General features: G+C 41.8%; 19 protein-coding genes. 14 read left to right on the top strand and 5 right to left on the bottom strand.

Annotated features, from left to right (window positions below; translation table 11 throughout):
* Window positions 1-222: 222 nt before the first annotated feature.
* Window positions 223-1,755, top strand: coding sequence for a glycerol-3-phosphate dehydrogenase (glpD, locus tag PPBDW_RS01020; RefSeq protein ID WP_036789269.1), 1,533 nt, complete (start codon window positions 223-225; stop codon window positions 1,753-1,755).
* A gap of 59 nt (window positions 1,756-1,814) precedes the next feature.
* On the opposite strand, the gene PPBDW_RS01025 is transcribed toward glpD, so the two are convergent.
* On the bottom strand, window positions 1,815-2,234 hold the full coding sequence (locus PPBDW_RS01025) for a flagellar basal body-associated protein FliL (RefSeq protein ID WP_230850441.1): 420 nt from the start codon (window positions 2,232-2,234) through the stop codon (window positions 1,815-1,817).
* Between the two features lie 172 nt (window positions 2,235-2,406).
* On the opposite strand from PPBDW_RS01025, the gene PPBDW_RS01030 reads away from it, so the two are divergent.
* Window positions 2,407-2,949 carry a chorismate--pyruvate lyase family protein gene (locus PPBDW_RS01030; protein WP_036789273.1) on the top strand — a complete coding sequence of 181 codons (543 nt, stop codon included), beginning with the start codon at window positions 2,407-2,409 and terminating at the stop codon, window positions 2,947-2,949.
* On the top strand, window positions 2,943-3,806 hold the full coding sequence (ubiA, locus tag PPBDW_RS01035; protein ID WP_036789275.1) for a 4-hydroxybenzoate octaprenyltransferase: 864 nt from the start codon (window positions 2,943-2,945) through the stop codon (window positions 3,804-3,806). The genes PPBDW_RS01030 and ubiA overlap by 7 nt, the downstream gene beginning before the upstream one ends.
* Window positions 3,807-3,860: 54 nt before the next feature.
* On the opposite strand, the gene plsB is transcribed toward ubiA, so the two are convergent.
* On the bottom strand, window positions 3,861-6,299 hold the full coding sequence (plsB, locus tag PPBDW_RS01040) for a glycerol-3-phosphate 1-O-acyltransferase PlsB (protein WP_036789277.1): 2,439 nt from the start codon (window positions 6,297-6,299) through the stop codon (window positions 3,861-3,863).
* Between the two features lie 350 nt (window positions 6,300-6,649).
* Here plsB and lexA point away from each other — a divergent pair, with 350 nt between their 5' ends.
* The 5 genes from lexA (at window position 6,650) to PPBDW_RS01065 (ending at window position 11,773) form a co-directional block, all read left to right on the top strand.
* Window positions 6,650-7,270 carry a transcriptional repressor LexA gene (gene lexA / locus PPBDW_RS01045; RefSeq protein ID WP_036789278.1) on the top strand — a complete coding sequence of 207 codons (621 nt, stop codon included), beginning with the start codon at window positions 6,650-6,652 and terminating at the stop codon, window positions 7,268-7,270.
* Between the two features lie 282 nt (window positions 7,271-7,552).
* Window positions 7,553-8,689: a cytochrome c oxidase subunit II gene (gene coxB, locus PPBDW_RS01050; protein ID WP_036789280.1), complete on the top strand. Its 1,137-nt coding sequence runs from the start codon at window positions 7,553-7,555 to the stop codon at window positions 8,687-8,689.
* 18 nt (window positions 8,690-8,707) lie between these two features.
* Complete coding sequence (ctaD, locus tag PPBDW_RS01055; RefSeq protein ID WP_036789282.1) at window positions 8,708-10,297, top strand: cytochrome c oxidase subunit I; 1,590 nt, start codon at window positions 8,708-8,710, stop codon at window positions 10,295-10,297.
* An 11-nt stretch (window positions 10,298-10,308) separates the two neighbouring features.
* Window positions 10,309-10,887 carry a cytochrome c oxidase assembly protein gene (locus tag PPBDW_RS01060; protein ID WP_036789284.1) on the top strand — a complete coding sequence of 193 codons (579 nt, stop codon included), beginning with the start codon at window positions 10,309-10,311 and terminating at the stop codon, window positions 10,885-10,887.
* Window positions 10,871-11,773 carry a cytochrome c oxidase subunit 3 gene (locus PPBDW_RS01065; RefSeq protein WP_036789286.1) on the top strand — a complete coding sequence of 301 codons (903 nt, stop codon included), beginning with the start codon at window positions 10,871-10,873 and terminating at the stop codon, window positions 11,771-11,773. Before PPBDW_RS01060 ends, PPBDW_RS01065 begins: the two co-directional genes overlap by 17 nt.
* Window positions 11,774-11,784: 11 nt before the next feature.
* Here the strand turns inward: PPBDW_RS01065 and PPBDW_RS01070 are convergent, their stop codons facing one another.
* Window positions 11,785-11,997, bottom strand: coding sequence for a DUF2909 family protein (locus tag PPBDW_RS01070; protein ID WP_036789288.1), 213 nt, complete (start codon window positions 11,995-11,997; stop codon window positions 11,785-11,787).
* A gap of 70 nt (window positions 11,998-12,067) precedes the next feature.
* Between PPBDW_RS01070 and PPBDW_RS01075 the strand changes: the two genes are divergently transcribed.
* The 6 genes from PPBDW_RS01075 (at window position 12,068) to PPBDW_RS01100 (ending at window position 17,214) form a co-directional block, all read left to right on the top strand.
* A complete protein-coding gene (locus PPBDW_RS01075; protein ID WP_230850440.1) occupies window positions 12,068-12,751 on the top strand; it encodes an SURF1 family protein in 684 nt (227 codons plus the stop codon).
* Window positions 12,748-13,281, top strand: a complete 534-nt coding sequence (locus PPBDW_RS01080; protein WP_036789290.1) for a hypothetical protein — start codon at window positions 12,748-12,750, stop codon at window positions 13,279-13,281. Before PPBDW_RS01075 ends, PPBDW_RS01080 begins: the two co-directional genes overlap by 4 nt.
* Window positions 13,282-13,310: 29 nt before the next feature.
* Window positions 13,311-14,366 carry a COX15/CtaA family protein gene (locus tag PPBDW_RS01085; RefSeq protein WP_036789292.1) on the top strand — a complete coding sequence of 352 codons (1,056 nt, stop codon included), beginning with the start codon at window positions 13,311-13,313 and terminating at the stop codon, window positions 14,364-14,366.
* The gene (gene cyoE, locus PPBDW_RS01090) at window positions 14,359-15,288 is read left to right on the top strand and encodes a heme o synthase (protein ID WP_036789294.1); all 930 of its coding nucleotides are present in this window, start codon (window positions 14,359-14,361) and stop codon (window positions 15,286-15,288) included. The genes PPBDW_RS01085 and cyoE overlap by 8 nt, the downstream gene beginning before the upstream one ends.
* An 83-nt stretch (window positions 15,289-15,371) precedes the next feature.
* Window positions 15,372-16,709, top strand: coding sequence for an MATE family efflux transporter DinF (gene dinF, locus PPBDW_RS01095; protein ID WP_036789296.1), 1,338 nt, complete (start codon window positions 15,372-15,374; stop codon window positions 16,707-16,709).
* Between the two features lie 115 nt (window positions 16,710-16,824).
* Window positions 16,825-17,214: a 3D domain-containing protein gene (locus tag PPBDW_RS01100; RefSeq protein ID WP_036789298.1), complete on the top strand. Its 390-nt coding sequence runs from the start codon at window positions 16,825-16,827 to the stop codon at window positions 17,212-17,214.
* A 68-nt stretch (window positions 17,215-17,282) separates the two neighbouring features.
* Here PPBDW_RS01100 and nfuA read toward each other — a convergent pair whose 3' ends face one another.
* Both nfuA and PPBDW_RS01110 read right to left on the bottom strand, forming a co-directional pair.
* Window positions 17,283-17,867: a Fe-S biogenesis protein NfuA gene (gene nfuA / locus PPBDW_RS01105; RefSeq protein WP_107174181.1), complete on the bottom strand. Its 585-nt coding sequence runs from the start codon at window positions 17,865-17,867 to the stop codon at window positions 17,283-17,285.
* A gap of 129 nt (window positions 17,868-17,996) precedes the next feature.
* Window positions 17,997-18,707: a ComF family protein gene (locus PPBDW_RS01110; RefSeq protein WP_036789302.1), complete on the bottom strand. Its 711-nt coding sequence runs from the start codon at window positions 18,705-18,707 to the stop codon at window positions 17,997-17,999.
* Window positions 18,708-18,709 lie beyond the last annotated feature (2 nt).

Consider the following 18,709-nt stretch of genomic DNA (forward strand, 5'->3'; position numbering starts at 1 on the left):
CGCGAGAGCTAGATTTCAAATAACGGGCTTCTTTATAAGAAGCCCGTTTTTTTTATTGGTAATCGTGATAAAAACCCAATTTGCGCTAATGATCAAACTTATGTCACAACAATATCAACCAATGCTGGATTAGATCAATATATACGCTATTATCATTCAATTGGTTTCGAACGAGCATTATTGGTTCGTTTTGTTATATTTATACGGATGGGTGTGAACATTATGACAGTAGCATTAAGCGGCCTCGAAAATAATCAACTGCTGGATCTCATTGTGATTGGGGGCGGCATTAATGGTACTGGTATTGCGGCAGATGCAGCAGGTCGAGGATTGAGTGTTGGTCTTTATGAGGCTGACGACTTTGCATCTGCGACTTCATCAGCGAGCTCAAAATTAATTCATGGTGGTTTGCGTTATCTTGAGCATTATGAGTTTCGATTAGTAGCCGAAGCTTTGGCAGAGCGTGAAGTGTTACTAAAAAAAGCGCCTCATATTGCTAAGCCGATGCGTTTTCGTCTGCCGCATCAGCCACATTTACGTCCAGCATGGATGATTCGTGCGGGATTGTTTTTGTATGATCACCTCGGTAAACGTACTACTTTACCCGCTAGCCAAGGATTGTCGTTTGGCGCTGATTCAGTACTGGTACCAACGATTAAAAAAGGCTTTGAATATTCTGATTGCTGGGTCGATGATGCGCGGTTAGTGATTTTAAATGCCATGGAAGCGGTAAAACATGGCGCAGAAGTTCGTAATCGTTGCCGGGTTGAGAAAGCGGTTCGTGAAGGCGATATTTGGCGAGTGACGATTAAAGATATGCTAACTGGAATAACATTCCAACGCTGTGCTCACGGGCTCGTAAATGCGACTGGTCCATGGGTAAAATCATTTTATGATCACAGTACTGATTTAGTCTCACCACGTAATATTCGGTTAATTAAAGGCTCACATATTGTAGTGCCACGAGTACACGATCAACCTCAAGCTTATATCCTTCAGAATGAAGATAATCGAATTGTGTTTGTGATCCCTTATTTAGATCGTTTCTCCGTTATTGGCACTACAGATGTTGAATATCATGGCGATCCGCGTGATGTGGCAATTGATGATCAGGAAATTGATTATTTACTTAAGGTCTATAACAGCCATTTTATCCATCAATGTCAGCGTGAAGATGTAGTGTGGAATTGGAGTGGTGTGAGGCCTTTATGCGATGATGAATCAGATTCGCCGCAAGCTGTAACCCGTGATTATACCTTAGAGTTAGAACAACAAGCGGATGAAGCGCCATTACTATCCGTCTTTGGGGGTAAGTTAACCACATACCGTAAGCTAGCAGAATCAGCATTGGCAAAACTGGCGCCATTTTATGCCAAGATGGGGCCAACTTGGACCAAGGATAGTTACTTACCTGGCGGTAGTGCTAATTTTGATGGTGATAAGTTAGCGGCGCAGTTACAGCAACAATATCCATGGCTAACCCCATTTAGTTGTCAGCGTATGGCACATAATTATGGCTCATGTGTAGAAATACTATTTGCTGATATTAATAGTGAAACTGATATGGGACAGCACTTTGGTGAAGGGGTGTATCAGTGTGAGCTTGATTACTTAATTAGCCATGAATTTGTGCAAACAGCGACTGATGCTTTATGGCGTCGAAGTAAGCTAGGCTTATATTTAACGGCTGCACAGCAACAGCTAATTGGTGACTATATTACAGATCATCAAGCACAAGAAATTGCTGCAGCATAATATTGATGATAACCCTATTTACTAAAAAGCGCCGATGGGCGCTTTTTTTATGACTGTAATTATTGATACAGATATTTAGTAAATAACAGCTCATTGACCGCAGGGTGGCCCGTTTCGGTGAGTAACAGCTGATTGATTTTTTGTTTGCTTAATTGGCGAATTTTTTCACGGCCAGCTAATGATTTTATCTGTTGTTCTGATTGTTGGCTGATGATGCTAATAATGGTATCGCGGATCAATGGCGCATGATGTTCAATATTGATGAGCTGACTGTTATCGGTGATCATTAAGTCGACTTGAAGCCGAATATATCCCAGTCGGTTACTGGTGGTAACATAGTTGGTGGTGATATCAGGTGCTAAGGTGTAATAGGTAATATTTGACGGGGTAGGGGTACTGGGTGGCTGTTTTGCATAAGTGGTTGGCGAGATTAATGTTATCGCCATCAATAAACTCGCTACAAAAACAGTTTTTTTCATCATTATACTCATGCAGTTAGGGACATTTAGGCTTAACAAGGTGTAATCTACCATGGTTAACGATATTCGAACTCGTTACCTCTTGCTACAATAGCAGATCAATATGGTAATAAATTAACCGCTTTCAACCAAGTGTTTTAATCACGTGTTTGTTAATTTTGTAGTATAAAAAATGTCGGAATTCAAGCAGTTGTATAGTCCTATGCTTCAGAGTGCTAAATGGTACTCGGTACAGTCATGGGCATTAGAGCAAACATCACATGGAGCCTGGTTGCTAGAGTCCGAATCGCTGTCGCGTCGCTTAGCACAATATTGCCAACATTTTACAGTGGCGGTGTTAGCGCAGACTATTATCAGTAACGATAATTTGTCAGTAATGGAACGGCAACGTGTAGGTGATAGTGATTGTTTAGAACGAGAAGTGATACTTTATGGTGATCAACAGCCATGGGTCTTTGCACGAACATTAATTCCAATGACAACCCTCAGTGGTAAGGAACAAGACCTCGTTGATCTTGGCAATAGTCCGTTAGGTTATCGTGTTTTTAATGATAAAAATTCGCGTCGAGATGCATTAGAAGTTGCTAATCTTGGTACTCAGCAGCAACCTCGATGGGCGCGTCGGTCGCGATTATGGATCAATGACAAGCCAATGCTGGTGGCAGAGTTGTTTTTAAGCCAATCACCAGTATATGCTAAGGAAAAAGGATGTTAGAAATAACCAAGGCCAGAGCTTTTTGGCAGTTAGCCCGCTTTGATCGCCCGATTGGCAGTTTGTTATTATTGTGGCCAACTTTATGGGCGTTATTTTTAGCTGGGGATGGTCTACCTAAATTAGACGTCTTACTCGTGTTCGTGCTCGGAGTGGTATTTATGCGTGCTGCGGGGTGTGTGATCAATGATTTTGCGGATCGCAACGTCGATGGTCATGTCAAACGCACCGCTAATCGGCCCATGCCATCAGGAAAAGTATCAGAACGTGAAGCATTAGGGTTATTTAGTTTATTGGTATTAGTGTCTTTTTTACTGGTACTAACCATGAATAATCTCACCATTATGCTGTCTGTGGTGGCGGTGATTCTTGCTGCAGCTTATCCATTTATGAAGCGTTATACCCATCTACCACAATTGGTATTGGGTGCCGCATTTGGGTGGTCAATTCCAATGGCTTATGCCGCCCAATCAGGTACGTTACCTATGGTGGCATGGTTATTATTTGTGGCTAATATTTTGTGGACTATAGCTTACGATACTTTGTATGCGATGGTTGATCGCGATGATGATCTTAAAGTAGGAATTAAATCGACGGCGATTCTTTTTGGTAGGTTTGATAAATTAATTATTGGAATATTGCAGTTAGCAACGATTATGTTATTGATTGCTATTGGTGGTATTTTACAGCTTAACCAGTGGTATTATTGGGCGTTATTGTTGGCGTCAGCATTGTTTGTGTATCAACAAATGCTCATTCAAGGTCGTCAGCGTGAGCAATGTTTTAAAGCGTTTTTAAATAATAATTACGTTGGCATGGTGATCTTTATTGGCATCAGCTTGAGTGTGTTGTGGCAATAACTGTTATTGAATGATAAAAAAAGCGCCTATTGGCGCTTTTTTTATGATTAATAATTAGTCGTTGCCTAATTCTTCATCAGGGTGCATCACCGCTTGAATAGTTAATCTCACTTCAGGTGAAATTAATGAGGTTAATAAGCTTGCCAGTTTCTCGACTGGATGAGTGACTGCATGGCATTCATCATTGAGATAGCCTTCACTACGAAGGGTTTTTACCAGCGTACTAAACACCCCTTTATCGAAAAACTCTGGTGCATTAATGCCATGTAATCGACTTAAACGTTGAGCAAGGACTTGGCTTTGTTGTTCCAAGTCAGTTTTAGGTAATTGCGGCTCTGCATTAAGTAGTGTCAGTGCAATCGCATAACGTTGCAGTGTTTCAGTAATGGTACGTGCTAATAACTGCAATGGACCAATACGGGCATTATTAATCGCAATGGTGTCATCATTAATGAGCAATAATCGTTGACGTACTAGCTCGGCAATTAAGCGATCTATTTCTAGCGGTAACTGTTGGTCATCAAAGCGTAAGAACAACTCAGCTTTTAAGAACGGATACAGTAACTCGACTTGTTGATGAATATCAGTGCGAGTTAAGCACTGTTGTTGTACCACAATATGAGCAATTAATGACGGCAACGCAAACAAGTGAATAATGTTGTTACGGTAGTAGGTCATTAAGATTGATTGTTGACGATCAAGGGAAATGATTTCACCTAATACGTCACGTTCAACCAAGAATTTATCCATCGTAATTGCATGATCGACCATTTGGGTAGCATTGTCTTTTGGTGTCGTACAATGGTTTGAATATGGCACATTACGCAGTAGTTCAAGGTAACATTCAATTTGTTGTTCTAATGAACTACGGCTTAATGCCCGTTGACGTGATGATAATAGCGCCAATGCACATAAGGTTAGGGCGTTAGTCGCGGCGGCATCATTAATGTGAGTCATCATCTTAACCGCTAAATCATTCACCGTCGGAGAGAGCCAATTCGGACGCTGTGGCTCTATCGGATTGATATCTTTGTGCCAACCCGGTACGTTATCATTTAAATATTGATTGAGTGATAATGGCTCACCAAAGTTAACGTAACCTTTGCCGAAATTACGTAATTTACGCAATGTACGCAGTACTTGGCCGACATTTTCTTTTTCTTTACGTTTACCTTGAAGCTCTTTGGCATAGGTGCCCACTTCCATCACGTGCTCATAACCAATGTAAACCGGCACTAAAGTTACTGGGCGATTTAAGCCACGTAACATTGCTTGGATGGTCATGGATAACATGCCTGTTTTGGCTGGCAGTAAGCGCCCGGTACGAGAACGTCCACCTTCACTGAAGTATTCAACTGAATAGCCTTTAGCAAACAATTCTGCTAAGTATTCACGGAAAACCGTCGAATAAAGACGATCACCTTTAAAGCTGCGGCGAATAAAGAACGCGCCACCTCGGCGGAATATAGGTCCGGCAGGAAAGAAATTTAGGTTAATACCGGCGGCAATATGCGGTGGTACTAAGCCTTCTTGATACAGCACATAAGACAGTAATAAATAGTCCATATGACTGCGATGGCAAGGAACATAGACAATTTCATGCCCATCTTGTGCTAACCGACGGATACGTTGCGCATTGGTAATATTAAGTCCTTGATAGAGCTTATTCCACAACCAACCTAAGAAACGCTCACCATGTTTAATCAGTGGGTAAGAGAAATCAGCGGCGATCTCTTCCATCATTGCAATCGCTTCACGGCGGACTTTTTCAACCGGCACTTGACGGCTTAATGCTTCCTCTTGTACTACTTTATCAATTGCTTTTGACGCTAACAGGCGTTTGAATAATAGTTTGCGATCAGGTAATCGAGGGCCAGAGGTTGCTAATAATTGACGCGAAAAGTGAATCTTAGCCACTCGCGCTAACTTTTGTGCAATTGCATCATCAGTGCCGTGATTATCCGCCATATAGCGTAAAGACACCGGGGTACTCAAACGCACTAAGCAATCTCGACCATGACCTAAAATAGCCCAGGTTTTTTTGGGGCCATTTAAAGGACGTAAAATAGGCTTAGTTTTTGACTCTTTACCCGGCGCTCGACCCCATAAAATAGAAGCAGGGATCAATTGAATATTTAATTCGCTGTCTTGTTTATGTAACTCTAACAGTTCACTAAATAGCGTGATTGAATCTTGCGGCAGGCCATTCTTATTACCGAACACACTCGGGCTTTCTGCGACACAAACAAAGCGTGGAAATGATTTACCATTAATTTCTAATGTCGATAATGGATCAGGTAATCCTGATGCTAGTGCACTGCTACGTAGAGTTAATAGATCAGTATTAGAACGGTACGGCAATATATAGACGATTGGGCGTGCTAAATCGAGTTCTAGGTCAGCAACTGGATCAGATGGAATCGAATGAGGTTTTACCAACAAAGAAAGTGGCAATTTTAATAATTGTTGATAGATTTTCTGCCCACTTGACATAGATATAATTAGCCTCTGAATCTTAATACGCCGCACAGTTGCAGAAAAATGCAACTTTCATGCAGGAGATATGCGGTAAATAAACGTTAAAATACCACTTTTTTGACTAGGTTATGGTTTATTTTTATGACAACTTTTGGATTAAAAATCGATCTGGCATGACCAGTTAATGAAAGATGATTGATTCTGTTGGAATTATTGCCATAAACAATAGCATTATATTTTTTCAATCCAAGTTACTGAATGGCTTTGAATTCCTACTCAAATTGCTGTTTTCGTAAACAATTGGCTTTTATTGTCTCTGAACACTGGATATACTCACAGCAACTGTATAAAAAGACAGGTGACTCATGAAGCCGTTAACGCCGCGACAACAACAAGTCTTTGATTTAATCAAAGCAAAGATAGATGACTGTGGAATGCCACCAACACGAGCAGAAATCGCCCGTGAACTTGGTTTCCGTTCAGCCAATGCTGCAGAAGAACATTTAAAAGCCTTAGCCCGTAAAGGTGTGTTAGAAATTATTCCAGGTGCATCACGTGGAATTCGCTTATTAATTGCGGATGATGCAACAGAAGAAAAAGGCTTACCTTTAATTGGCCGCGTAGCCGCAGGTGAGCCGATTTTAGCCCAAGAGCATGTTGAAGCTCATTATGAGGTTGATCCAACCTTGTTTAAACCACGAGCAGATTTCTTATTGCGCGTTAATGGTATGAGCATGAAGAACATCGGCATTATGGACGGTGATTTACTTGCGGTACATAAAACTCAAGATGTGCACAATGGCCAAGTTGTTGTTGCTCGTGTTGATGACGAAGTAACGGTTAAACGACTGGATAAGCAAGGTGTGAAAGTCCTGCTTCATGCTGAAAATGAAGAATTTTCGCCAATTGAAGTTGATTTAGAACATCAGAATTTAACCATTGAAGGTATTGCTGTTGGCGTGATCCGTAACGCTGATTGGATGTAAATATCAGCTAACGACAGATTGAGTAGACACCACAGAAGCGTAGCGCCTAAGCTGCGCTTTTTTTTTGCCTCGTAAAATGATTTTTAATATTTTATCTCGTATATCATAAGCTTATCTAGTGAGTTGTTAGTAGTTTTTTGTTGGTATTTTTTTGCGCTATTACCATTTAGTGCCTAAGTTAAACATAGAGGAATGTTATTTTAGCTTTGCTGCGGGTGGATGAAATTTGTCGCTGCATATGCTAAGGAAGGCGAGATGTAGCCGACAAAGGAGGTCAGAACGATGATACGTAAACTGATCGGTAGTAGTGGATTAATCGTATTTTCATCACCACTCGTGGGTGAGACAATGCAACTCAATATGACGCCTGGCGTTACTGCAATAAGCCAAGATGTATTTGGGCTACATATGACGATCCTTTATATCTGCATTGCTATCGGGGTGGTGGTTTTTGGGGCCATGTTTTGGTCTATTTTTCATCATCGCAAGTCTAAAGGTGCTGTTGCTGCTTCTTTTCATGAAAGCACTAAAGTTGAAATAATTTGGACTCTGATCCCATTTCTTATTTTGATTGCGATGGCAATTCCAGCCACTAAAACCTTACTGGCAATGGAAGACCCGTCTAAATCTGATCTTACTATTCAAGTCACAGGTTCACAGTGGAAATGGCATTATCGCTATTTTGATCAAGAGGTTGAATTTTATTCACACCTTGCCACCAGTGCCGCTCAAATAGATAACCAGCGTCCTAAAAGAGCCAATTATTTATTAGAAGTTGATTATCCATTAGTGGTGCCCATCGGCAAAAAAATCCGTTTCTTAATTACTTCGCAAGATGTGATCCATTCTTGGTGGGTACCTGCGTTTGCGGTTAAGAAAGATGCGAATCCTGGTTTTATTAATGAAGCATGGACGCGTATTGATAAGCCCGGAATTTACCGCGGCCAATGTGCAGAACTGTGCGGCAAAGATCATGGTTTTATGCCGATAGTGGTGATTGCTAAACCGCAAGCTGAATACGATCAATGGCTACAACAAACCCAAGCGAGTCAGCGCCAAGCACGTGAACAAGAACAACAACTGTTAGCGATGACGATGCCGATGGATGAACTGATGACTCTTGGCGAGAAAACCTATAACAACCGTTGTGCTATGTGTCATCAGACCAATGGTAAAGGGATCCCTGGTGCTTTTCCTGCACTTGCTGCTGAAGGGGTTTCGATTGATCCTCAACGCCGAAATGAACATATCAAGATTGTGGTACATGGTAATACAGGTACCGCAATGCAAGCTTTTGGTCCGCAATTAAGCCTTAAAGAATTAGCTGCCGTAATTACCTATGAGCGTAATGCTTGGGGAAATAATACCGGAGAAACCGTACAAGCCGCGGATGTAGCAGCTATTAAAAATGGCCAGTAGTTATAAGGAATGATAAGCATGACGGATATATTGCGCCAACAACCAACAATTGATCACCACGACCATCACCCGCCAGCAGGGATTAAGCGGTGGCTATTTACCACTAATCATAAAGATATTGGTACGTTGTATTTGTTGTTTAGTTTGTCGATGTTTTTTATTGGCGGCGCAATGGCGATGGTGATTCGAGCAGAGTTATTTCAGCCAGGTTTACAATTAGTTGAACCGAATTTCTTTAATCAAATGACCACGGTTCACGGTTTGATCATGGTTTTTGGTGCGGTGATGCCAGCTTTTACTGGTTTGGCTAATTGGATGATTCCATTAATGATTGGCGCGCCAGATATGGCATTGCCCCGAATGAATAATTGGAGCTTTTGGATTCTACCATTCGCTTTCAGTTTGTTATTGGCATCGCTGTTTATGGAAGGTGGTGGGCCTAATTTTGGCTGGACATTCTATGCCCCATTGTCGACCACTTATAGCCCTGCTAGTACCGGATTGTTCGTGTTTGCGATTCATATAATGGGGATTAGTTCGATCATGGGGGCGATTAATGTCGTGGTCACTATTATTAATATGCGTGCCCCCGGTATGACTTATATGAAGATGCCATTATTTGTATGGACATGGTTAATTACTGCTTTCTTATTAATTGCGGTAATGCCCGTTTTGGCTGGTGCAGTAACCATGGTGCTAACCGATAAATATTTTGCTACCAGTTTCTTTGATGCCGCTGGTGGTGGTGATCCGGTGATGTTTCAACATATCTTTTGGTTTTTTGGACATCCTGAAGTTTATATTATGATTTTGCCGAGTTTCGGTATTATTTCGGCAATTATCCCTACGTTTTCACGGAAGAGACTCTTTGGCTATAGCTCGATGGTGTATGCCACAGCCTCGATTGCAGGGTTGAGTTTCTTAGTCTGGGCCCACCATATGTTTACCACTGGAATGCCTGTTGCGGCTGAACTTTTCTTTATGTATTGCACCATGTTGATCTCGGTGCCGACAGGCGTAAAAGTGTTTAATTGGGTTGCAACTATGTGGCGGGGTTCACTGACCTTTGAAGTACCAATGCTGTTTGCGATTGCGTTTATTGTGCTATTTACCATTGGTGGATTTTCTGGATTGATGTTGGCGATCACGCCGGCTGATTTTCAATATCATGATACCTATTTTGTGGTGGCACACTTTCATTATGTACTGGTATCTGGTGCTATTTTTTCAATTATGGCAGCGGCTTATTACTGGTTACCTAAATGGACCGGGCATATGTTTAATGAACGGTTAGCACAGTGGCATTTTTGGTGTTCATTAATTTCAGTCAATATTCTATTTTTCCCCATGCATTTTCTTGGCTTAGCGGGTATGCCACGTCGAATCCCTGATTATGCACTGCAGTTTGCCGACATTAATGCAGTGGTCAGTATTGGTGGCTTTTTATTTGGCTTATCACAATTGTTATTTGTCGTGGTGGTGGTGAAATGTATTCGAGGGGGCGAAAAAGCAGCCTCAAAACCTTGGGAAGGGGCGGAGGGTTTAGAATGGACTGTGTCATCTCCTGCGCCATATCACACCTTTTCAACTCCGCCTAAAATTGATTAGCGGAGGTTGATATGGAGCCACAATCAAGACGCTCGGTTATTGCATTGGTGTTTGCAGCCGTAGCAATGTTTGGATTTGCGTTTGCGTTAGTGCCGTTATATGACGTGTTTTGTGACCTTACCGGTATCAATGGCAAAACGGCAACAACGCCAACCACGGCTAGCGATAAGATTGATCGTAGTCGTACCGTGACCGTCGAATTTGTTGCTTATATTAACCCTGATGTGAAGTGGCAATTTACCCCCCAGGTGACGCAAGTAGATGTTCACCCTGGGGAGACGAAAATAATCAAATATGATGCTAAAAATCTTCATCATCAAGCATCTATTGGACAAGCCGTCCCTTCGGTAACCCCAGGGATAGCGGCACAATACTTTAATAAAATTGAATGTTTTTGCTTTAACCATCAACCATTAGCGGCGGGTCAGCAAGCCGAATTACCCTTGGTGTTTTATGTCGATCCTGATTTGCCACGTGATATTAAGGTACTCACATTGGCATATACCCTTTATGACGTGACGCCTGATTTAACGCCCCTTACTCAACCTGATGAGCTAGATAATGAGGTGAAAAATGTCGAACTCTTATGATGACCCTAACCAACCAGCAGTAGCGAATTCTGATGAATATTATGTTCCAGCGGCTAGCGGTTGGCCTATTTTAGGAGCGATAGCATTATTTTTAATTGCCTTAGGTGCTGGAGCTACGGTGGGTAATTTACTTGCGGGACAGGGGCCGTGGATTTTATTAACTGGGGTGGGATTAATCTTATTGATGCTGACAGGGTGGTTTCGAGATGTGATCACCGAGTCTATGGGGGGGTTATACAGTACCCAGATGGATCGTTCATTTCGGCAAGGAATGAGCTGGTTTATTTTTTCTGAAGTGATGTTCTTTGGGGCGTTTTTTGGCGCGTTATTTTATATTCGAATGATTGCGGTGCCGTGGTTGGGAGGGGCAAGTAATAATGCAATGACTAATATTGTGTTATGGCCTGATTTTGTTGCTGATTGGCCATTAGTATTAACCCCTGATGGTACTGAAACTCAAGCAATGGGGCCGATTGGATTACCTTTATATAACACCATTATTCTTCTGACCTCGTCCGTAACACTCCATATTGCCCATCTTGCATTAGAAAATAATCAACGACGCCGATTAAGCTTATTTTTATTAGTTACTGTGTTACTTGGTGGCATATTTGTGTATCTCCAAGCAGTGGAATATATCCATGCTTATCATGAGTTAAACCTCCGTTTGGACAGCGGTGTTTATGGTAATACGTTCTTTATGTTAACTGGGTTTCATGGCGTGCATGTCACGTTAGGCGCGATTTTATTATTGGTGGTGTGGTGCCGAGTTTTAATCGGCCATTTTACTCCCGAGCATCATTTCGCGTTTCAGGCTGGTGCTTGGTATTGGCATTTTGTGGATGTGGTGTGGTTATGCTTATTTGTGTTTGTTTATATTTTATAGTGGTCGTTAGGCTAGAGAGTATAAGGGGTTGGATTTGGTTGAATAACCCCAGTTAATAAAGCAACGATTAATAGGCTAAATAAGATCACCGCAATCAGTAATCGGCGCCCAAAATAATGCGATAAAGGTAATGATGATTGGCCTTTTAATATGGGGGGTAAAGCGCGAAATAAGCTAATCACCATTAATAGTAATAATATGATAAATAAAGACTTAATTAGCATGGTAAGTACTCCTTTGGGGATTGTTTAAAGCATAGCTGGTTTTAACGGTGAGCGATAAAAAGGATATGTAATGATGCGAAGTGTCGCTTTTATTATCTTTTCAATTGCAGTGGTGGCGTTGTTACTCAAATTGAGTTGGTGGCAGATAAACCGTGCTGATGAAAAACAACGGTTACAATCACAAATTCACCATCGTCAACAAACTGTGATCACTGATTTAGCCCAACTGCCGATTGAGCCGTTATGGCATAGCATTACTCTTGAAGGTGAGTTTGATAATCAACATCCGATCTTATTGGATAATCAGCTCTATCGTGGGCGACCGGGTTACCACCTTTACTTACCTTTTATGAGTCAGCAGCAGCGAGTATTAGTCAATATTGGTTGGATTGCAGCACCGCCATACCGTGAAATATTGCCGACCTTACCGCAACTTAATGGTCACCAGATTATTCACGGAGTGATTGCTCCCGCGCAGCAATTATTACAATTTAAGCCGGATGCTGCTGACGGACAGTGGCCATTACGAGTACAAAATATTGGTTTAGATTGGCTTACTCAACAACTACAACAGCCGTTGTTACCGTGGGTTATTCAAATATCCGCATCAAGTCCAATTGCATTAATTCAAACATGGCAGCCAGTAGTTATGGGGCCTAAAAAACATTATGGCTATGCGATGCAGTGGTTTTTATTAGCCATCGCGGTAGTTTTGCTTTGTTTATGGTGGTTACGCAGGGAGCGGACAGCATGAAAAAATATCAATTATTGTTAGTGGTCGCAGCAGTGTTTGCGTTACCTATCATCATTGCGAAACTGCTGCTACATCAGCAGTGGTATCAAGGCGGAGTGACTAATCGAGGCCAATTATTACAGCCAGCAGTAACCGTTACTGAGTTTGCGATGCCGCAAACATGGCAATTAATTTATTGGCTACCACCAACTTGTGATGAACGTTGCCAAGGAGCGCTATTTAATTTGCGTCAAGTTCCTCAAGCTGTTGGTGCTGATAGTCAACGATTACATAGTTTAGTGCTAGTCGCTAATCAAAGTACGATTCCGGCGGCATTGTTACAAGGGTTAGATCAGCGCAAGGTGGATGCATCATTACAGCAACAGTTAACCCAATTAGAATACGGTTTAACCACGATATATATTGCCGATCCTCACGGTAATATGTTGATGGCTTATCCCTTAGTTGCTGGAGAAGAAGCTATTTTAATGCAAGGTAAGGATGTGTTACGTGATTTGAAACGATTGTTGAAAGTTTCAAAAATTGGCTAATTCATTACTGCTATTAGGGAGGATAACGAATGATTACTATCAATAATAATGATCGCTACTTCTTTTATTTAGTCAGTTTTAGTTTTGTGTTGTCACTGGCCGTCGTGGCATTAGGTGCTTTTACTCGTCTCACTGAAGCGGGACTTGGTTGTCCTGATTGGCCTGGTTGCTATGGTTTTTTAACCGTTCCCGAAACTGAATTTGAACAACAAACCGCAGCAGCATTTTTTCCTCAAACCCCATTAGAGCCCCAAAAAGCATGGAATGAAATGCTGCATCGGTATATTGCCGGTATGTTAGGTTTATTTGTTGTTGTTATTAATATTATGGCGTGGCGACAACCATCACGACCTAAGTTATTACCTGTATTGTTATTAGTTATGGTCTTCATCCAAGCCTTATTAGGTATGTGGACCGTAACCTTGGTATTAATGCCTGTCGTCGTGATGGCGCATTTATTGGGTGGCTTTAGTATTGTGAGTTTATTGTGGCTGTTACGGTTACAGCTTCAATTACCATTATCAATAATAACTAATATGACACTAAAAACCTTATATTGGTTGCGAATAGCGGCAATTTTCAGTGTGGTGGTGGTTATTTCCCAGATTGCATTAGGCGGTTGGACTGCGGCTAATTATGCAGCATTAGTCTGTAGTCAATTACCTATTTGTGAGGCCGATTGGCGACAGTTGTTTGATGCGAAAGCCTTTTTGTTGCTGCAACCTCAGCATGATAGTTACCAGTATGGCGTGCTTGATTATGGCCAACGGGTATCTATTCATGTTGTGCATAGAATCGGGGCGATGATAACCACGGTAGCAGTATTAGCACTGGCATGGTTATGTTGGTTACAGCCATTATTACGCCGTTATAGCTTAGGGTTAGTACTATTACTGATTATTCAAATCGCATTGGGTGTGACCAATGTTGTGGCCAGTTTACCATTAGCAGTAGCGGTAGCTCATAACGTCACAGGTCTAGGGTTATTACTTGCGATGGTGACGGTTAGCTATCGTGTTGGTGTCGGTTTGCGGTTGCCGAGGGAGGTATATCAACCATTAAAGAAGGAGCAGCCACATGGATAAATTACAATGGCTTGATCGTATCGGCGTGTCACTCGTCGCTACGGCAGTATGGCAAGATTACTTAACCATGACCAAGCCTAAAGTTGTGGCGATGTTATTGCTTACTGCGTTAGTTGGTATGTGCCTTGCTGTTCCCACTATTCCTTCAGCGAGAGTAATGCTACTTGGATTAGCGGGGATTGGTTTACAAGCTGCTGCCGCCGCCGTTTTTAATCATATACTTGATCGTCACTTTGATGCTCAAATGGCGCGAACCTATCATCGACCCTTAGCAAAAGGGCGGATCCCAACCTCAAAAGCAGTAGTGTTTGCGTGTTTATTAATGGTATTAGGTTTTGGTCTATTGTGGCTGTTGAATCCATTAACCGCATGGCTGACAATGGCGAGTTTAGTCGGTTATGCCGTGGTTTATACGGTATGGCTCAAGCATGCGACACCACAAAATATTGTGATAGGAGGCTTAGCAGGGGCTGCGCCGCCATTACTCGGGTGGACGGCGGTGACAGGTAGTGTAGATCCACATGCATTGTTATTAGTGATGTTAGTGTTTGCGTGGACCCCACCACATTTTTGGGCATTAGCAATCCATCGTCGTGATGATTATGCGAAGGCGGGGATTCCGATGTTGCCAGTTACTCATGGTATTGAATACACAAAAACCATGGTGTTGTTTTATACCTTATTGCTGTTTGCGGTCGGGTTATTACCGTGGTTAACCGGTATGAGTGGTGGCATTTATCTAATCGGTAGTAGCGTGTTGAATTTTGGTTTTATTGGTTATGCAATTAAGCTTAAATATTTTGATACTACTGGCCATGCATGGGCAACATTTAGGTATTCAATCTGGCATTTATTAGCTTTGTTTGTGGTGTTGTTAGTCGATCACTGGTGGTTAACAGCAGCCCTAAATGGTATCGATTGATATTTTGTTATAGCTATCAGTCTATTGTCTTTCCCTCTGATGGTAAACTGTTGCCTTATTTATACATTAGGTAAGGGATAAGTGTGCTAGCCGCATTAAAAGATAAATCACTACATTATCAAGTTTTCGCGTTAGCACTGCCGATGGTGTTATCTAATATTACGGTGCCATTACTGGGGTTGGTTGATGCAGCCGTTATCGGTCATCTAGATCAATCATGGTATTTAGGCGGTGTAGCTGTTGGCGGCACCATGATTAATGTGACCTTTTGGTTACTCGGATTTTTACGGATGGCAACCACCGGCATCACAGCCCAAGCGCAAGGAAGTGCTAACAAAGATGCTCAAGCTCTTATTTTTGTTCAAGGCATGGCATTAGCGTGGCTATTTGGGGCAGTGTTAGTCGCACTACACCAGCCTGTGAGCCAAGTTATTTTTCACTTTAGTAGTGCAGGTAATGAAGTAAAACTGTACGCAGCGCAATATTTCTCGATCCGTATTTGGGGGGCACCTGCGGCTTTAGCCAATTTTGTGATCATGGGTTGGTTACTCGGGATGCAAAACGCCAAATTACCGATGTGGTTATTAATTGTGACTAACGTCGTCAATATAGCGCTTGATTTGATATTTGTCCTCGGTCTTGGTTGGAAAGTACAAGGTGCAGCTGCAGCGTCAGTGATTGCCGATTACAGCGGTATGATGCTGGGATTATGGTTTGTGGCTCAACAATGGCTACAGTTAGGTTTACCGCCGTTAAAACAAAAATTGAGCAGTGTACGTCATGGTATGGGACGGCTACTTAAGCTTAATCGCGATATATTTTTACGCAGTTTATGTTTACAAGCGACATTTACTTTTATGACCTTTCAAGGAGCACATTTAGGCGATAATGTGGTCGCAGCTAATGCCGTCTTAATGAGTTTCTTAATGCTGGTATCTTATGCGATGGATGGCTTTGCTTATGCGATGGAAGCGTTAGTGGGGAAAGCCGTTGGTGCGAGAAATAAAGGTCAATTAGAACGTTATTTAGTGGGTACAACGTTTTGGAGTTTATTGATTGCGCTAGCTTTGACTGCAATATTTGCTTTCTTTGGCACCCAGATTATTGGGATCATTTCAGATATACCAGCAGTGCAACAACAAGCTGATATTTATCTACCATGGTTAACCGCGGTGCCTTTAGTGGCGATGTGGTGTTTTTTGTTAGATGGGGTGTTTATTGGTGCCACGCGAGGCAAAGATATGCGTAATAGTATGTTCTTAGCAACCAGCGGATTTTTTGTTATTTGGTGGTTGATGAGCAGTTATGGCAATCATGCTTTGTGGGCGGCAATGATTGGTTTTATGGCTTTGCGAGGGGGAATATTAGCGCTGATCTTTATTTCTCAATGGCGAAAAAATATATTTTTACCGCACACTTAATAAACAACTACTTATCATTGCACTGAATAGTATTGGTGATTTTTTGTACAAAAAACACTTTCAATCATGATTGTGATTTGCTTAAATGCGTTCACTTCTTATCCAGGTGGTGCGAATGACAAACAAGATTATTGGTTATTTATTGTTGGTACTGAGTTTAACCTTCAGTGTTCATAGTTATGCCAGCAGTTTTAAAAAATTGAATGTAACAGCAACAGCATATAATTCAGTTCGAGCGCAAACAGATTCTAGTCCAAATATTGCAGCCTGGGGAGATCGTTTAAAACCAGGGATGAAAGCTATCGCAGTTTCCCGTGACTTACTTAAAATGGGTTTAAAGCGAGGCTCTAAAGTGAAGATTTCAGGCTTACCTGGCGAATATGTTGTGCTTGATAAAATGCATCATCGCTGGAGTCGTAAAATTGATATCTATATGGGTAAAGATGTTAGAGCTGCTAAGAATTGGGGTAAACGACGGGTAACTATTACCGTTGTTCATTCATAAGCGAACCATAATAAAAAAGCCGCATTAGAACGCGGCTTTTTGCTATTTGTACTAATGGCTCGCAATACTTAATAGTAAGAATGATCGCCACGGGCGTGATCAGTAATATCACGAGCACCGGTTAATTCGCCTTCAAATTGGGCTAGTAGCTCTTTCTCAATGCCTTCTTTTAGCGTCACATCAACCATTGAACAACCGTTACAACCACCACCGAATTGTAGAATAGCAACGCCATCTTCAGTGATTTCAGACAGGGATACATTACCGCCATGGCCTGCAAGTTGTGGGTTAATCTGAGTTTGAAGTACGTAATCAACACGTTCAATCAATGATGCATCATCAGCCACTTTACGCACTTTAGCGTTAGGTGCTTTTAATGTTAGCTGTGAACCCATTTTATCAGTGACAAAATCAATTTCAGCATCATCAAGGAAAGGAAGACTTAATTCGTCGATAAAAGCAGAAAATAGCTCAAGCTTCATTTCCGTATCACTTGCTTCAACCGCTTCTGGTGGGCAGTAGGATACGCCACATTCAGCACTTTGAGTGCCTGGGTTTACAACAAAAACACGGATATTAGTACCCTCAGGCTGCTGGGCAAGAAGTTTGCCGAAGTGCTGCTGAGCGCTTTCAGTAATAGTGATCATGGACACGATGTAATACCTGACTTATTTAGTAAGTTTTATTTATTCTACTCTTTGTGAGTCATTGTCGCATCTCTAAAGCGACATTTTTTATTTGACCACGTTTTATTAATTAATGCGCGTCTTTTTTGTTCAATATTAATTAAGTGGTTGTTCAGTATGACATAGCGTATAGATATCAACATGTTTAACACCGTGATGAATCAATAGTTGAGTTAATTGATGTACGGTTGCGCCAGTAGTGACGACATCGTCAATAATTGCCACATGGTTTGGTAGGACCCGTTGACGTAATGTAAAAGCCTGCTGAAGATTGCGACGTCGTTGAGTCTTCGTTAATTGTTGTTGAGAGGGAGTATGACGTAGACGTTGAAAAGCAGAATGATTAACACGGCTATTAAAAATCGTAGCGAGTGCCAATGCGAGTTGATGACTTTGATTAAAACCTCGTTGGCAGTAACGTCGCCAATGTAAAGGAACCGGCAATAATAGTGGCGCCGGCTGGGTAATTTGACGTGCTAGTTGTTGTGCCAGTGGTTGAGCTAACCAAAATTTACCGTAGAACTTAAGCTGATGTACCAGTTGTTGTAAAGGGGGACGATATTCGCCTAAACGATAGAGGCGCTGCCATAGTGGTGGGGTACTTAAACAACGACCACAATGAGCGACAGTACTCAGTGTGGTGGTGCCGCAATGTTGGCAATAAGGGGGCGTTGGAAAGTTGGTTATACAATGGCTGCACCAATAGCGTTCGATTTGAGTCAAGGGAAGTTGGCATAGCGAGCAATGTCGAAACAGCAGTTGATGGTATAAATTATCTCGCCATGATAGCACTTTGTTTGGCATCATTA

Origin of the sequence: Photobacterium kishitanii, assembly GCF_000613045.3 — a bacterium.
GTDB classification, from domain to species: domain Bacteria; phylum Pseudomonadota; class Gammaproteobacteria; order Enterobacterales; family Vibrionaceae; genus Photobacterium; species Photobacterium kishitanii.

Bases quoted from the DNA above. Each gene is read 5' to 3' on its own strand.
- glpD (WP_036789269.1), top strand. From the start codon at position 223: ATGACAGTAGCATTAAGCGGCCTCGAAAATAATCAACTGCTGGATCTC.
- PPBDW_RS01025 (WP_230850441.1), bottom strand. From the start codon at position 2,234: ATGAAAAAAACTGTTTTTGTAGCGAGTTTATTGATGGCGATAACATTA.
- PPBDW_RS01030 (WP_036789273.1), top strand. From the start codon at position 2,407: ATGTCGGAATTCAAGCAGTTGTATAGTCCTATGCTTCAGAGTGCTAAA.
- ubiA (WP_036789275.1), top strand. From the start codon at position 2,943: ATGTTAGAAATAACCAAGGCCAGAGCTTTTTGGCAGTTAGCCCGCTTT.
- plsB (WP_036789277.1), bottom strand. From the start codon at position 6,299: ATGTCAAGTGGGCAGAAAATCTATCAACAATTATTAAAATTGCCACTT.
- lexA (WP_036789278.1), top strand. From the start codon at position 6,650: ATGAAGCCGTTAACGCCGCGACAACAACAAGTCTTTGATTTAATCAAA.
- coxB (WP_036789280.1), top strand. From the start codon at position 7,553: ATGATACGTAAACTGATCGGTAGTAGTGGATTAATCGTATTTTCATCA.
- ctaD (WP_036789282.1), top strand. From the start codon at position 8,708: ATGACGGATATATTGCGCCAACAACCAACAATTGATCACCACGACCAT.
- PPBDW_RS01060 (WP_036789284.1), top strand. From the start codon at position 10,309: ATGGAGCCACAATCAAGACGCTCGGTTATTGCATTGGTGTTTGCAGCC.
- PPBDW_RS01065 (WP_036789286.1), top strand. From the start codon at position 10,871: ATGTCGAACTCTTATGATGACCCTAACCAACCAGCAGTAGCGAATTCT.
- PPBDW_RS01070 (WP_036789288.1), bottom strand. From the start codon at position 11,997: ATGCTAATTAAGTCTTTATTTATCATATTATTACTATTAATGGTGATT.
- PPBDW_RS01075 (WP_230850440.1), top strand. From the start codon at position 12,068: ATGATGCGAAGTGTCGCTTTTATTATCTTTTCAATTGCAGTGGTGGCG.
- PPBDW_RS01080 (WP_036789290.1), top strand. From the start codon at position 12,748: ATGAAAAAATATCAATTATTGTTAGTGGTCGCAGCAGTGTTTGCGTTA.
- PPBDW_RS01085 (WP_036789292.1), top strand. From the start codon at position 13,311: ATGATTACTATCAATAATAATGATCGCTACTTCTTTTATTTAGTCAGT.
- cyoE (WP_036789294.1), top strand. From the start codon at position 14,359: ATGGATAAATTACAATGGCTTGATCGTATCGGCGTGTCACTCGTCGCT.
- PPBDW_RS01100 (WP_036789298.1), top strand. From the start codon at position 16,825: ATGACAAACAAGATTATTGGTTATTTATTGTTGGTACTGAGTTTAACC.
- PPBDW_RS01110 (WP_036789302.1), bottom strand. From the start codon at position 18,707: ATGATGCCAAACAAAGTGCTATCATGGCGAGATAATTTATACCATCAA.